Origin of the sequence: Providencia sp. PROV268, from assembly GCF_028477805.1 — a bacterium.
GTDB classification, from domain to species: domain Bacteria; phylum Pseudomonadota; class Gammaproteobacteria; order Enterobacterales; family Enterobacteriaceae; genus Providencia; species Providencia stuartii.
Window position 1 is genome coordinate 293,000 of sequence record NZ_JAMPLW010000001.1, and the last position, 15,109, is coordinate 308,108.

Here is a 15,109-nt window from a genome sequence, read left to right on the forward strand (position 1 = left end):
ATTAACCCTGCTCCTATTAACTGAACGATTTGCTAATCAGCAGAGAAAACGAATCAGGTTGACTAGCCTTAGAGACATTTGTGATTAATTAAGGAAAGAAGTATGCCAGCTTTACCCGATGAACATAAATTGCTACGGAATTTTGCACGTTGCCAAGACTGGGAAGAGCGTTATCTATACATGATAGAGCTTGGTGGGCGCTTAACGCCATTAACAGAGCAACAACGTAGCGATAGTAACTTGATTGCAGGTTGTCAAAGCCAAGTCTGGATAGATATGCAAAAACAGCCAGATGGTAGCATTTGTTTTGCTGGTGATAGTGACGCGGCGATCGTGAAAGGGTTAGTTGCAATAGTCATTATTCTTTTTCAGGGGAAAACGGCTGAGCAGATCTTGTCAGTAGATGTCAAATCATTTTTCGCTCAACTTGCTTTGGAGCAGCATTTGACGCCGTCGCGTACTCAGGGCCTTAATGCGATGATCCGGACAATCCTTTCCCGAGCAACACAGCTACAATAATTATCTCGCGGGGAATACTATTTCCCTGCTTGTTTTTTTGAACTGTTCTGAGCAGCCATCCCTTGTATTCATGATTAACTCTTCGATTTAGCTTAACTCATTGTTTCATCAATGATATAACGATTACTACTTACAAAATATTCAACGGGTATTAAAGATGAGCAATATAGTTGCTATTATGTACATCTTGAATGAGAAGCGATGTCTATCCGCTTCGAATCGTCGAGTTGTGGCTAAGCTCCATTTGAATTTCTCGTGGCTGCTTTTTTGCTGCCTAGCTACCCCTCAAGTTATTAGAGCATAGTTTGGTATTCCCTGGAGTCGGTATGAAGAAAGCGTTAACTGTGGCAAGTTTGTTTGTGGCAAGTGTATTGCTATCGCCAGTACAAGCGAAGGATTATCCATTACCAGATAGCAATACGCGCCTTATCGGGGAAAATACACACTATGTTGTTCCCAATGATGGTCGTTCATTAGAAATGATTGCCAGCGAATATCAAATTGGTTTACTGGCGATGCTAGAAGCGAACCCCGGTACGGATCCTTATTTACCCGAAGCTGGCAAAGAGTTGATTATTCCGACGCAAATGTTATTGCCAGCAACACCTCGGACGGGGATTATTATTAACCTCGCCGAATTAAGACTGTATTACTATCCTGAAGGTAGTAAAGAAGTGGTGGTCTATCCTATCGGAATTGGTCAATTAGGGCGTGATACACCGGAAATGGTGACATCTGTGAGCCAATCCATTAAAGATCCCACATGGACGCCAACGGCGAATATTCGTAAAAATTATGCCAAAGAAGGGATCACTTTGCCTGCGGTGGTACCCGCAGGACCAGACAACCCAATGGGGCTTTATGCGTTACGTTTAGCATATGGCAGAGGTGAATATTTAATTCACGGCACGAATGCTGATTTTGGTATTGGTATGCGTGTTAGCTCAGGCTGTATTCGTCTACGCCCAGATGATATTGAAGCTCTGTTTAAAACGGTTCCTAAAGGAACGCGAGTGCAAGTGATCAATCAACCGGTTAAATATTCAAAAGAAGCCGATGGTAGCTATTACATCGAAGTACACCAACCTCTTTCCAAGAAAGCCTCAGATGATCCACAAACAATGCCGATACCGCTCTCTGATGATTTTAAACGTTTCCTTGAAAATGAAGAGATTGATAAAGCATTAGTGGAAAAAGAGCTGGCAAGGCGTTCAGGGTTGCCTGTGAGGGTTAACAAGGAGCAGGGGGTTGAAAGGCAATATGAACCGGAGTACAGCGTGAGTGGCAGTCAAACGGATGAAGTCATCAATGAACAGGGTAAATATCCAGCGTTGAATCCGATTGATGAATTTACTATTTCACAGCCTCAACCTGTCTATCAGGGATCTGAAAACGAATAACAGGTAAAAAATAAGGGCCTAATATCTAGGCCCTCTACATATAAGATTATGCGGTATAAAACAGTAGACTGTTATACCGTTGCTAATTCAAACTTACTTTTTGTAAGAACGAACTTGGTTATCAAGACGTTGGTTAGCACGAGCTGCTTCTTGTTGTGCAGCTTGAACTTCAGCGCGAATAGTCTGGACATCGTTGCTCAGTTGATCAACTTTACCATTCAGAGTTTGCACGTCTGAAGAGAGTTTTTGCACTTCAGTGCTGTTAGAACAACCCGCCAGTAATGCTGAAGCTAGAACGATAGAGCCCAGAACAATTTTAGTACGAATCATTATTTTACCCTCTAGATAGATTTATCTTGAAAATACCAAAGTAAGCGACCAGTAAAATAGATATCAGATTGTTTCTACATCTACTTATTCCATATGAACAACGCAATGCGTTCAGGAATGGTACTTACTTTTTCTTATGCTAGTACTTAATTTCCAGTTTTGCTAGAAATACTTTTAGCCAGACAGTAGGAAAAATAAGAAAAAATGTATTCTCAACTCTCAAGGCTATTATTCAATCAAATCAAACTCTCTTTGAGATATTAGTCTAATATAGCAAATGAATAATAGATTGCAATAACGCCATAAATCAAAATATTCTCTACCGGAAGCATTTTATGTTAAAACAAAACATCCTACCTTATTCGACTAATAGTATAAGTGTTGGATGAGCGAAAATGGCAACCATTTATTGTGCTCAGGCAGAATGACAAACATTCATTTATTGAAACATGACTTAAAAAAACAAAAACGGGAAAAACAAAGTTCTCCCCGTTTTAATTACGCCCTAAACGATGTCTTAAGACGTTATGGATTTTAAGCTATTGCTAATTACAGCACGTGTACGGAAGATGTATTGGTTGTTCCGCTTGGAACTAATGCACCAGATACCATCACAATAGCATCACCTTCTTTCGCCAAGCCGCTATTTAAAGCTGCACGTTTACCTTCGCGGTAAAAATCATCTGTTGATGTGAAACCACCAACCATCATTGGTACTACACCTTTTACCAATAACAACTGACGAGCGGTTTCTTCGTTAGTGGTTAGCGCTAAAATAGGCGCGGTAGGGAAGTATTTACGGACTGATTTGGCTGATTTACCGCCGAAAGTAGCAACGACAATCAGTGGAACGTCTAACTTCTCAGACATCTCAACGGCGCCACGGCAAACCGCTTCGGTGACACGTAGGCGTTGGCCTGGTTTTTGGTTATCAATACGGGTTGGCATGATGCGATCTGTGCGCTCACAAATCGTTGCCATGATAGTAACGGCTTCAACAGGGTATTTGCCTTTAGCACTTTCACCTGAAAGCATCACAGCATCCGTACCATCAAGGATGGCGTTTGCCACGTCGCCTGCCTCAGCGCGAGTAGGGCGTGGGTTTTTGATCATTGAATCTAACATTTGCGTTGCGGTGATCACGACTTTACGTGCAGCAATACATTTCTCAATCATCATTTTTTGGGCGAAAATAACTTCTTCTACAGGGATCTCAACACCCAAGTCACCACGGGCAACCATGATACCATCAGACGCTTCTAGGATATCATCAAAGTTATTCAAACCTTCTTGGTTTTCAATTTTTGAGATGATCTGAATATTTTCGCCACCGTGTTTTTTCAGGTGAGCACGGATTTCTTCCACATCAGAACGTTTACGGATAAACGACGCGGCGACAAAATCGACGCCTTGCTCACAACCAAAAATCAGGTCTTCTTTATCTTTTTCAGCGAGAGCAGGTAAACCAATAGAGACGCCGGGTAGGTTAACGCCTTTTTTCTCACCTAAATCACCATTATTCAAGACTTCACAGATCACTTCTGTCGCGGTGACATCTTTCACTTTCATGCCAATTAAACCGTCGTCGACTAAAACGGTATCACCCGCGTTAAGATCTGCGGTCAAACCGGCATAAGTTACAGCAACTCTGTCCTTATTACCGATAACTGAGGTATCTGTAGTGAATGTAAAAGTTTGACCAGCAACGAGAGAAACATCGTTACCGCCCTCAAGTTTCATGGTGCGGATTTCAGGCCCTTTAGTATCAAGCAGGATAGCGGCTTGTTTGCCAGTTCTCGCACAGACTGCACGTAGATTTTTGATACGTTGACCATGCTCTTCATAGTCGCCGTGAGAGAAGTTGAGACGCATGACATTCATGCCTGCATCAAGAAGTTGGTTCAATTTTTCTTCTGATTCGGTTTTTGGACCGATGGTACAAACAATTTTCGTTTTTTTCATGGCAGTCTATCTAAAGGTTATAAAGGAAATCGGTATTGTCGTCGATTCATGAATACGTTTTGTTGCGCAACGCATTGTATTAAGAATAGGCGACAGTCTGGTGTTCAATGCAATTATGTTGTGGATTAGATCACATTTTTTATGCTAATTATTATGATTGTAACCTAATGCACTAAAGCTAACTTACTGATTTATTTTTGATGAAACCTTTCAGCTTGTGCGATTATTATAGACAACAAAAAACTGTGAGACAAATCAAATTTTGCAAAATTGAGTGAAGAGATATTTCAGATCAAAATAATTGAAGATTTTATCGGTGCTGTTGCGCAACACGAGAAGGTGGTCACAAAAACGGTGGAGCAGATAAGAAAACAAGAGAGAAACAGTGAATAACATCGTTGAATGGTGCGTCCGAGTAGACTCGAACTACCGACCCCCACCATGTCAAGGTGGTGCTCTAACCAACTGAGCTACGGACGCATTGTAATATCATTGACGTTGTGAAATGGTGCGTCCGAGTAGACTCGAACTACCGACCCCCACCATGTCAAGGTGGTGCTCTAACCAACTGAGCTACGGACGCGTTTCAAAACTGTCAGGGTGACAACGGGAACGAATATTAACGTCCTACCGCCGTTCTGGCAAGGGGAAAATGTATTTTCGTGATAGTTTGCTCGTATTTACAGCGACTAAAGCAAAAATACATTCCCCAATCGAATAATTTGCTTGTTATTCCATCAATTAGCGCGTTGAACGAAGTAAAACAACGCTATCAGGTTGCCTATGGATCCACCAAATACGGGTGGCCATACCCACGGCAGCCGCACTTAGACCCACAATAAATCCGATCCAAAAGCCTTTAGGTCCCATCGCAGGGAAGATAAAGTCAGTTAATGCGAGTACATAACCCACAGGTAACCCTAAAATCCAGTAAGCGGTAAAGGTAATAAAGAAGATAGAACGCGTATCTTTATAGCCGCGTAAAATACCTGCACCGATGACCTGCACCGAATCTGAAAGCTGGTAAATCGCTGCAAATAGCATGAGGCTTGAAGCGAGAACAACTACTTCAGGGCTTTTGTTATACATTAACGCAATAGGTTCACGTAAGGTTGCCGTCAGGATCGCGGTACAGCATGCGACTAATAAGCCAACTGCCAAACTGGTATAAGAAGAGACTTTCGCTGCTTCAGTCGATTGTTGTCCAAGGTTATAACCCACACGGATAGTGGCAGCGATACCCAATGACAATGGGAACATAAACATGACCGAGCTGAAGTTTAATGCAACTTGGTGTCCTGCAACCGCCACGACACCCAGCGGCGCAACCAGCAATGCGACGATGGCAAATAGTGTCACTTCAAAAAATAACGCTAACCCAATAGGTGCACCTAAAACAAAAATACGTTTCATAATAAGTGGGTTAGGGGAAGCAAAGGGTTGTGTCGCCTTAATATCGCGTTGTGAGCCCGCTCTTTTTACGTACCAACGCATCATAATGCACATTACCCAGTAGACTGATGCAGTTGCGACACCACAACCCACACCACCTAATGCAGGCGCACCAAAATGCCCATAAATAAAGATATAGTTAATGGGAATGTTGACCATCAAGCCGAGAAAACCAATCACCATGCCTGGTTTGGTTTTGGATAGACCTTCACATTGGCTACGAAAGACCTGATAAAATAGATAGCCGGGCGCACCCCACATAATCGCATGTAAGAAACGGACAGACTTATCTGCTAGCTCTTCATTAATATGCGGCATGTTACCAATAATTAACTTACTATTATAAAGTAAAAAAATCACACCCAGTGAAAGGAAGAACGCTAGCCATAGCCCTTGCTGAATTTGATTACCAATTAACTGACGGCGACCAGAACCATTCATCTGTGCGACGATAGGTGTCAGTGCCATTAATAACCCCTGACCAAAAAGAATAGCTGGCAGCCAGATAGAAAATCCAACTGCAACTGCTGACATCTCGGTTTCACTGACACTACCTGCCATCACGGTATCCACAAAACCCATCGCCGTTTGTGAAAATTGAGCAAGAATGATCGGAATGCCGAGAGCGAGCAAGCTACGCGCTTCTGTAAAATATTTCTGCACGCATACACCTTTAGAGTAATAAATACTGATTAATAGAATATAGAGAAAGAAATGCTAATGATTTTTGATAAATCAAATAGTTAATAGCAACTTTATATTTTAACTCTTTTGATAACTTAAGCCAATGATCTGTTGTTCTTAATATGAAAGAAAGTTGTGTATGGAGCGGCATGATAATGTTACACAAATTCACACATAGGTTGAGCCAAACCACTCAAATTAGATAGATCTCTAAGAATGTTTAGGTAAACTGAGACTATCAATTCATAGCACTGAGAATCATTATGTTTACAGGTATCGTTCAGGGGACTGCCCCAATTGTTGAGGTTACAGAGAGAGCTAACTTTCGTACCCATGTGATGAAATTTACACCAGAACTGCTTGTCGGCTTAGAGACCGGCGCTTCCGTAGCGCATAATGGTTGTTGCCTAACAGTAACAAAAATAGATGGCGAATATGTTAGCTTTGATTTAATCAAGGAAACACTCAGGCTAACCAACCTAGGTGAATTGAAGGTTGGTGATGTTGTTAACATTGAAAGAGCTGCAAAGTATGGTGATGAGATAGGCGGCCATGTGGTATCAGGCCACATTGTGACGACCGCAGAGATCAGTAAAATCTTCACATCAGAAGATAATCATCAAATTTGGTTGTCTATCTATGACAAAGCATTGATGAAATATATTTTACACAAGGGGTTTGTTGCGATTGATGGGATCAGTCTCACTGTCGGTGACGTAATCAATAACCGTTTTTGTGTACATCTGATCCCTGAAACCTTAGCAAGAACCACATTAGGTTTGAAACGGCTGGGGGATAAAGTGAACATTGAAATAGATCCACAAACTCAAGCGATAGTTGATACAGTCGAACGAGTTTTATTGCAGAAAGAGCAGGAAAAAAAAGCTCAGGAAGCGATTACACAGGCAAGCGATAACTAAATGTAACCCTTTGTATGAGGGAAACTGAAAATGCTATAGCACCGAGGAGTTAGCTGGTGTTATAGCATTAAAAGTCTGATAAGTTTTACTATCTTAAGGGGAAATCCCTTGTATTTGCACTTTTGTTGGGTTTTTTAGTACCAAGTATTAATTTGCGCCACTATGCTTTTTCGCTAAAATTAATAGAAATGCTAGCATTATCACGTTCAATTGCTTCAACGAGCCGTTTAAAATGCGCTGACTTTTTATGCATTTCAAGCGCATCGGTACTTTCCCATTCTTCAAAAACGATGTAACCATCCTCTTTAGTGATAAGGTCATATTTAATGCATCCTTGCTCACGACGACTTAGCTTAGCTAAATTTTTGATTATGTCTTTGGTTAAAAATCCATTCTTATTTTCTGTTGTGATTTGTGCATATACAACAATACTCATTCCGTTCTCCTTATGTGTATCGAGAACTATCTTAAAGGGAACTTGGCTTTTGTATTGTAAAAAAACGAATAATGAGACTTCAAAAAAGCAGACGGCGTCATCGTGAAATAACGCTTAAAATCACGATAGAAATGGGACTGATCATAATAGCCTGTTTCTAGCCAGCGATAGGTATCTTGCTCGGCAAGCATTGCCTTAAGTAGTTGTTCTAGACGGCAATTTATCTGATATCTTTTAGGGGTAATGCCATATTCTTTTAAAAATTCTTTTTGTATAAAACGTGCGCTGTATCCCATTTCATCAGCAATATCATTAATCTTTTTGGTTGGATTTCGGTAGAGGATCGCCAATATATCATCCACTAATTGATGCTGTTTTGAGACTTTCGTCGCATTAAAACAATCAAGGAGTCCTTTAAAGGATGATTTCGATAACTCTTTATACCAAGGATCCTGCCATATATCGGCTAACGCGGTCGGTATATCGGTATAAGTTAAGATGCGTTTAGGTAATAAAAAACGCACGGCATCATGGCGTACACGCAATACCATGAGCTTCCCATGATTAGGCTCTGCGGTAAAAGTGTCGATACGCGGAATAACAAGCTGATATTTGTTGACTTGTTGATGGTGATCAGTAGACAGACGTAACGCTTTGGTAGAAACCCAAATTTCTGCGCCAGTACCAGGAAAAATTTTAATCGGTGTTGTAAATTTCTTGATAATTAGAATCGAACTGATAAAACCATTCAATTCCGTTGGCGGATAATACTGTTTGAGCATAATTCCTACATAGCGAGTTGTTCGAATCACTTATAATAACGTTTTTTAGTCGAAAGACTAATTAAAATAATATTTATGCATTATTAAAGGCTCTATAAAGAGATTCATCTCAATAATAGAGCCTTTATAAGAAGGAATATTCCGTAATTGTGTTACCGAGGAACTCTAATGCCTCCGCTAACGCCGTTCGGACTCCAGAGGATTTGCCACAACTGAATATCTCTTGCTCGGAAAGCGCCAGCACAAGAGTTTAAGTAATAGGTAAACATACGTTTAAAGCGAGGAGTATAATTATTACTTAGTTCTGACCAACTATTTAAGAAGCGTTCATACCAAGCCATTAACGTTTTATCGTAATCAGCCCCAAAATTGTGCCAATCTTCCATGATAAATTTACCTTCACTTGAGTTCCCAATATTTTGAATAGAGGGTAATACGCCATTTGGGAAAATATATTTACCAATCCACGAGTCCACATTGACTTTATTTTTGTTAGAACCAATTGTGTGTAACAAAAATAAGCCATCGTCTTTAATATTTCTACGTGCCACATCGAAATAGGTTGCGTAGTTTTTAGGGCCAACGTGTTCAAACATGCCAACAGAGACGATGCGATCAAATTTATCATTTAACTCACGGTAATCTTGCAAAATGATATTAACGTCTAAGCCTTTACAACGCTCTTGTGCGAGTTTTTGTTGCTCTTTAGAGATAGTGACCCCTGTAACAGAGGCGCCATAATGGCGAGCGGCATAGGCGCTTAAGCCTCCCCAGCCACAACCAATATCTAAAAGGCGCATACCCGGCTCTATTTGCAGTTTGCGACAAATTAGATCCAATTTATTAATTTGTGCCTGTTCAAGTGATGTCGCATCATGCCAATAACCGCAAGAATATTGCATATAAGGGTCAAGCATTAGGGTAAAAAGATCATTACCCAAATCATAGTGCTCTTCTCCTACAATCCAAGACCGTTTTTGGGTTTGCAGGTTTCTTAGGCGCGCCATAGCGACTTTCATGATATCGGTAAGGTTATTCGGCAGCTTAGTGTCGAGTTTCGCTTGCAATACTTTATAGAAAAATATATCTAAGCGCTCACAGTCCCACCAGCCGTCCATATAACTCTCGCCAAGACCGAGAGACCCTTTTTGTAAAACCCTTTTATAAAAATCGGTATTATGTATTTGAATATCGAAAGGGCGAGAGCCGTTTATTTCTATGCCTGCTTGGTTTAATAAAGACTCTGCGATCCTTTGCCAATTCGAAACTTTCGCTTTAGTTTCATCTACACAAGTGCTCATATGCTCTCCAACTTGAGATGAAGGTTTTTGAGATAGAATTTCAGTTTGCTGAAAGTGTAGGGTTGCGAAGAATAGCTTCACAAAGACAGGAGCGCATTTATACCGTCGCGCCCTGAGTTTAAACCATCAATATTTATTAACTCAAAAATCACTTCGGACTAAGTATTATCCGAGTATAGAAGCGATAGTTTTATTTAACAATGGCGAAAAATGTCACTTTAGCCAGAAAAGTAGAATTTGAAAGTAAATATACAGAATTGGAATGTCAAATAAAGAGTGGATGATTTTAAAAAGACGACTTAATTAGGTTTTTTATTCCAAATCAGCCACTACAGAGTAGTGGCTGATAGCAAAATTAGTTATTGAGGCTGATATTCTGCATTTTTCCGTGATGATTCAGTGCAATCTTTTGTATTTTGAACAAAATAACCAATAATCATTGGTAATATTGTTATTGCCATGACACCTGTTGTGGATAGTAGCGGCTCAAAAGGTAATGCGGAAACTAATATACTGGCGACAAAACACAATCCCAGTTGTAAGGTATTTTGCAATGCGGCAGCTTTACCACTTGCCTGAGGGTAGGCATTCAGCGCTTTTGAAACTGCAATTGGGTAAGAAGCACCGTTCATTGCTGCCATAAAACAAAAGGGGATTAAGATCATGGTTAGGCTTGGTGTGGTATAAATTGCCATTACAAACAGAATTGACATACTCACAGCATAGCCGATCAATAATAATGGAAATAAGATTTCAGCACGGACTTTGATTAATAAAAAACGACATCCATAACCACCAATAATAAAGGCAAGAGTTTGAGGAATATAACTCAGACCAATATCTGCTGGGTCAAAACCCATATTTCTTAAAATAAAAGGTGACCCCGTTAACCAAGCAAAGAAACCGGCACTACAGGATGCGTAAACCAAAACGTTACCACTGTATATACGTGAGCTGAGTAATTTTAAAAATGAAACGGACTCTTTTCCTGATGTACTACTAATGATCTCTTTTGGGGCAACATTTTTTAATAAAAATGTCGGAAGTAATAATAAAACCCCAACGGCCATTAAAACAACAAAGATAATTTCCCAATCATAATGCTCAAGCACCCATGCACCCAATAAAGGCGCCAAAGCAGGAGAAAGAGCAACTAGGGGCATAATGGTCGCAAACACTTTTTGCGTACTAGAGGAGTCATAACGGTCGATAACTAGTGCTTGCCAAAGAACGGCTGCACTACAGACGCCAATTGCCTGTAAAAAACGTAAGATAAGCAGTTGTGTTGCACTGGTGACCCATAACATCCCTAAACAACTTAAAATAAAGAGTGACAAACCGGCAATGAGGATCGGTTTACGACCTAGCTTATCCGATAAAGGCCCCCATAGCAGTTGAGCAAGGGCAAATCCCCCTAAGAAGATACTTAGAGAAGCACTAATTGCGCCTTCAGAAGTATTTAATGCAGTTTGCATTGACCCAAATGCGGGAAGATACATATCAATAGCTAAGAACCCTAGCATACTCAACCCAGCAAGGTAGAACATAAAGCCTGGGGAGTTTTTTGTCGCAGTATTTGTCATGGCAGATTACTTATCTAAAATTTACAAAATTGTTAATAGATACCCTATTGTATAGGTTGTATTTTTACATTGTGAAACGGTAATATTTGGAATGTGCTATCAAAATTTTTGAAAGGTATCGTTATGTGGTCAGCTCATTCCTTAGAAGTGATTGATGCAGTTGCAAGAACTGGGAGTTTTAGTGGTGCAGCAGAGGAGCTTCACCGAGTGCCTTCTGCGATTAGCTATACGGTCAAGCAAGTCGAGGAATGGCTTGCAGTACCGATATTTGAGCGACGTCACCGCGATGTTGTTTTAACAGAGGCTGGGGAAATATTTATCAAGCAAAGTCGATCTGTTATCAAAAAAATGACACAGACACGCCACCAGTGTCAGCAAGCCGCAAATGGCTGGCGAGGGCAGTTTAGTATTGCGGTTGACTGCATAGTGAAACCTCAACGAACGGAGCAATTGATCCTCGATTTCTATCGCCACTTCCCAGACATTGAGTTGTATATCCATCCTGAAGTTTTTAACGGTGTTTGGGATGCGCTTGCGGATGGGCGTGTCGATGTGGCCATTGGTGCAACACGCGCCTCACCGATCGGCGAACGCTATAGTTTTCGCGATATGGGGTTTATGTCATGGTTATGTGTTGCCAGTCCTAACCACCCATTAGCGCAGTTAAAGGGAGGATTAACGGATGACCAAATGCGTGAATACCCAAGTCTATGCCTTGAAGATACATCAAGGAACCTACCCAAACGCGATACATGGGCACTAGATAACCAGCGGCGTTTAGTCGTGCCATTTTGGGAAAATGGAATGGCATGTTTAGTGAATGGGTTATGTGTTGGGATGGTACCTGAACACCGCGGAGCGCCATTTTGTGAAGCTGGAAAGCTTGTGCCATTACAATTAACACAGCCGTTTCCGCCAAGCCCATGCTGTTTAACTTGGGTTGAAAAAAATACCTCACCGGCGTTGAGTTGGTTACTTGAATACTTAGGAGACAGTGAAACACTCAACGCCGAATGGCTAGCTCCTTAATTAGCGGCGGTAATCGATGAACGGACCATCAGCCACTGAGCGCCGTTCAACTAAACGTGGATGCACTTCGATTGTTTGTGCATCTTCACGTTTATTCACTATGCGATCTAGCAACATAGCGAATGCCATTTGGCCTAAGCGTTCTTTAGGTTGATGTATTGTGGTTAATGCAGGGGTGAAATAACGTGCATTGCGCACATTATCATAACCTATAATGGAAATATCTTGAGGAACCCGTAGCCCCATTTCGTCAGCGGCACAAATGGCGCCCATCGCCATGATGTCACCACCACAGAATACGGCAGTGGGTTTTTGCTTATTACTCAAAATTTGCATCATGGCTTTATAGCCTGACTCAGGTTCAAAGTCGCCTTGAACAATCCATTCGTCACGTAAAGTGACCTTCGCCTCTTCCATGGCCTTTTTAAAGCCAGTGAGCCGCCCAATCCCTGTATTTCTTTCCAAAGAGCCGGGGATCACCGCAATATCGCGATGGCCTCGGTCAATTAAGTAACGACCCGCGAGATAGCCGCCATGGAATGAATTATCAATGATACTGTCAGTAAAGTCACCGCGTGATGTTCCCCAATCCATAACGACCATTGGGATGTTACGGTAATCTTCTAACATATTGATTAGTTTATCAGGGTATTCAGAACACATGACGAGTAGGCCATCGACACGTTTTTGTGCCAGCATCTGTAAATAAGCTTGTTGTTTACCTAAGTTATTATGCGAATTACATAAAATTAGAGTATAGCCTTTCTCATAACAACTGTTTTCAACAGACTCAATGACCTCAGCAAAATAAGGTGCCTCACTCGATGTCGCGAGCAAGCCGATGGATTTTGTATGATTAACTTTCAAACTACGAGCAACGGCACTCGGCGAATAATTGAGTTCTTTTATTGCAGCCCAAACAGCAGCCTTAGTATCATCGGCTACAAAGCGTGTTTTGTTAATTACATGGGATACGGTTGTGGTGGAGACGCCAGCGCGCTTCGCCACATCTTTAATCGTTGCCATGGGGAAAAAAAACTCCTGACCAATAAGCGGTCTTGTCATGAATTCTTATTAAAAATTACCAGCATATTGAGGCATAGTACCTTAACTGGCAATAATTTAGCGATTTGTTATCGATTTTGTCTGATCTAGCGCAAAAACAAAAGAAATAATTGATGTTATAACCTGTGATATAGACACTGGTTTTTATAAATCGTCATGTCATACTTATTTAACCATGTTAAAGTTATGGTTATGTTGCTGGTTAACTGTTCGTTTGATGAGAGGAACTCATGGATACAGATTTTAAATTTGGATTATTAGCAGCGTTAGGTTCTTTGGCTGTGATCATTGCTTTTGCAGTACATATTTTCTAATTTTGCCTTTTAAATAAAGGTAGAATGAATAAGGGCGAGTGAATACTCGCCCTTATTGTTAGTGATAAAAATCAATTAAGCTAGATTTTCTTCAACAAATTTCCAATTAACCAGCGCCCAGAAGTTCTCTAAATACTTAGGACGTGCATTGCGGTAGTCAATATAGTAGGCGTGCTCCCAAATATCGACAGTAAGAAGAGGTTTGTCATCACCAGAGATAGGGGTGCCAGCGTTAGAGGTATTTACAATCGCTAAGCTGCCATCAGTTTTTTTAACTAACCAAGTCCAACCAGCACCAAAGTTTTTGGTTGCTGCATCAGTGAACTGCTGTTTAAATTCAGCGAAAGAACCAAATGCTTTGTTAATCGCTTCTGCGACTTTACCTGTTGGTTCCCCGCCAGCGTTTGGCGCTAAGCAGTTCCAGTAGAAAGTGTGATTCCAAACTTGTGCCGCATTGTTAAAAATACCAGCATCTGAGGTTTTAATGATCTCTTCCAGTGATTTACCTTCGAAAGCAGTACCTTTGACTAAGTTATTCAGGTTAACAACATAGGTATTATGGTGTTTACCATAATGGTACTCGAGTGTTTCTTCCGAGATATAAGGTTCTAGAGCATTCTTAGCATAAGGTAGAGCGGGTAGTTCAAAAGACATTGCGTACTCCTTGTTTAGGTGTAAAACAACACATATGGGTGTAGTGCTCATAAAGTTGAGCGAATATTTTTATAGCCATGATCATGCTGTTAATGTGCATAAACTGAACATTTATGCGGCATGAACTATTATTTAATATATTAATAATAGCACGATATGGCTGTCTGATTGTAGGCTTAGTCATTATAGGGTTATCTTAACAAATCTTACTGATAAATACACCGTAAAATCATAGGGATATTATTTTATCAGCAGAGTTTCACCGTAACTGTAAACGGGGAGATGAACGTATGGCTTTTCAATAGCGGGTGGATGACTAACGTGTAGTTAGCTCATAACTACCGTCGCTATCCTGATTGTTCCCTAATACCAAATAAATTTGTGAGATAAGCTGATAGTTCAGTGAGACTGTTATTCGTCGGTTTTTTATCATTGCGGGAGAGTATGGTAGGAAAAGAGTGATGCAGAGCAGGGAGCGTGCTAGGTAGTAGATTTATTTGACTTGAATCATAAATAAGTCACAATACAAGCAAACCAAAGGAGGGGCTTAACACCCCTCTTTTTCATTCGTAATCGCAGCTTAACTCATTGATGTATTAAGAGTGAAATGTAGTATTATGTAGTATGTTTTTTGTTCTGTATTTTTTATCTGATTGAAAAACAAGAAATATACTAATT

Annotated in this window: 14 protein-coding genes and 2 tRNA genes; 5 read left to right on the top strand and 11 right to left on the bottom strand. The window is 40.7% G+C overall.

Annotated elements, in window-relative coordinates; translation table 11 throughout:
* The first annotated feature begins 102 nt into the window (after positions 1-102).
* Positions 103-519, top strand: coding sequence for a cysteine desulfuration protein SufE (sufE, locus tag PR699_RS01495; protein WP_004919167.1), 417 nt, complete (start codon positions 103-105; stop codon positions 517-519).
* Positions 520-845: 326 nt separating this feature from the next.
* Positions 846-1,919 carry a L,D-transpeptidase family protein gene (locus PR699_RS01500; RefSeq protein ID WP_014658217.1) on the top strand — a complete coding sequence of 358 codons (1,074 nt, stop codon included), beginning with the start codon at positions 846-848 and terminating at the stop codon, positions 1,917-1,919.
* Between the two features lie 93 nt (positions 1,920-2,012).
* Here PR699_RS01500 and PR699_RS01505 read toward each other — a convergent pair whose 3' ends face one another.
* From PR699_RS01505 to PR699_RS01525, 5 genes are all read right to left on the bottom strand, one after another.
* Entirely contained in the window at positions 2,013-2,249 is a 237-nt protein-coding gene (locus tag PR699_RS01505) for a major outer membrane lipoprotein (RefSeq protein WP_004919171.1), read from the bottom strand.
* Positions 2,250-2,798: 549 nt separating this feature from the next.
* Positions 2,799-4,211, bottom strand: coding sequence for a pyruvate kinase PykF (gene pykF, locus PR699_RS01510; RefSeq protein ID WP_014658218.1), 1,413 nt, complete (start codon positions 4,209-4,211; stop codon positions 2,799-2,801).
* Between the two features lie 403 nt (positions 4,212-4,614).
* A tRNA-Val gene (locus PR699_RS01515) sits at positions 4,615-4,691 on the bottom strand.
* A gap of 26 nt (positions 4,692-4,717) precedes the next feature.
* Positions 4,718-4,794: transfer RNA gene (locus PR699_RS01520), tRNA-Val, on the bottom strand.
* Positions 4,795-4,952: 158 nt separating this feature from the next.
* Positions 4,953-6,326 carry an MATE family efflux transporter gene (locus PR699_RS01525; RefSeq protein WP_004919178.1) on the bottom strand — a complete coding sequence of 458 codons (1,374 nt, stop codon included), beginning with the start codon at positions 6,324-6,326 and terminating at the stop codon, positions 4,953-4,955.
* 284 nt (positions 6,327-6,610) lie between these two features.
* On the opposite strand from PR699_RS01525, the gene PR699_RS01530 reads away from it, so the two are divergent.
* Positions 6,611-7,267, top strand: a complete 657-nt coding sequence (locus tag PR699_RS01530; RefSeq protein WP_004919182.1) for a riboflavin synthase — start codon at positions 6,611-6,613, stop codon at positions 7,265-7,267.
* 160 nt (positions 7,268-7,427) lie between these two features.
* Here the strand turns inward: PR699_RS01530 and PR699_RS01535 are convergent, their stop codons facing one another.
* The 4 genes from PR699_RS01535 to punC form a co-directional block, all read right to left on the bottom strand.
* Positions 7,428-7,703, bottom strand: a complete 276-nt coding sequence (locus PR699_RS01535) for a putative quinol monooxygenase (RefSeq protein ID WP_004919184.1) — start codon at positions 7,701-7,703, stop codon at positions 7,428-7,430.
* Positions 7,704-7,729: 26 nt separating this feature from the next.
* Positions 7,730-8,485, bottom strand: a complete 756-nt coding sequence (locus PR699_RS01540) for a helix-turn-helix transcriptional regulator (RefSeq protein WP_004919186.1) — start codon at positions 8,483-8,485, stop codon at positions 7,730-7,732.
* 152 nt (positions 8,486-8,637) lie between these two features.
* Positions 8,638-9,786 carry a cyclopropane fatty acyl phospholipid synthase gene (gene cfa, locus PR699_RS01545; protein WP_014658221.1) on the bottom strand — a complete coding sequence of 383 codons (1,149 nt, stop codon included), beginning with the start codon at positions 9,784-9,786 and terminating at the stop codon, positions 8,638-8,640.
* 359 nt (positions 9,787-10,145) lie between these two features.
* Positions 10,146-11,369, bottom strand: a complete 1,224-nt coding sequence (gene punC / locus PR699_RS01550; protein ID WP_014658222.1) for a purine nucleoside transporter PunC — start codon at positions 11,367-11,369, stop codon at positions 10,146-10,148.
* 123 nt (positions 11,370-11,492) lie between these two features.
* On the opposite strand from punC, the gene punR reads away from it, so the two are divergent.
* Positions 11,493-12,398 (top strand): DNA-binding transcriptional activator PunR, encoded by a 906-nt coding sequence (gene punR, locus PR699_RS01555; protein ID WP_014658223.1) that lies wholly within the window; start codon positions 11,493-11,495, stop codon positions 12,396-12,398.
* Here punR and purR read toward each other — a convergent pair whose 3' ends face one another.
* Positions 12,399-13,424 (bottom strand): HTH-type transcriptional repressor PurR, encoded by a 1,026-nt coding sequence (gene purR / locus PR699_RS01560; RefSeq protein WP_014658224.1) that lies wholly within the window; start codon positions 13,422-13,424, stop codon positions 12,399-12,401.
* 269 nt (positions 13,425-13,693) lie between these two features.
* Here purR and PR699_RS19655 point away from each other — a divergent pair, with 269 nt between their 5' ends.
* Complete coding sequence (locus PR699_RS19655; protein WP_101495216.1) at positions 13,694-13,777, top strand: YnhF family membrane protein; 84 nt, start codon at positions 13,694-13,696, stop codon at positions 13,775-13,777.
* A 75-nt stretch (positions 13,778-13,852) separates the two neighbouring features.
* On the opposite strand, the gene sodB is transcribed toward PR699_RS19655, so the two are convergent.
* Positions 13,853-14,431: a superoxide dismutase [Fe] gene (sodB, locus tag PR699_RS01565; protein WP_014658225.1), complete on the bottom strand. Its 579-nt coding sequence runs from the start codon at positions 14,429-14,431 to the stop codon at positions 13,853-13,855.
* Between the last annotated feature and the right edge of the window lie 678 nt (positions 14,432-15,109).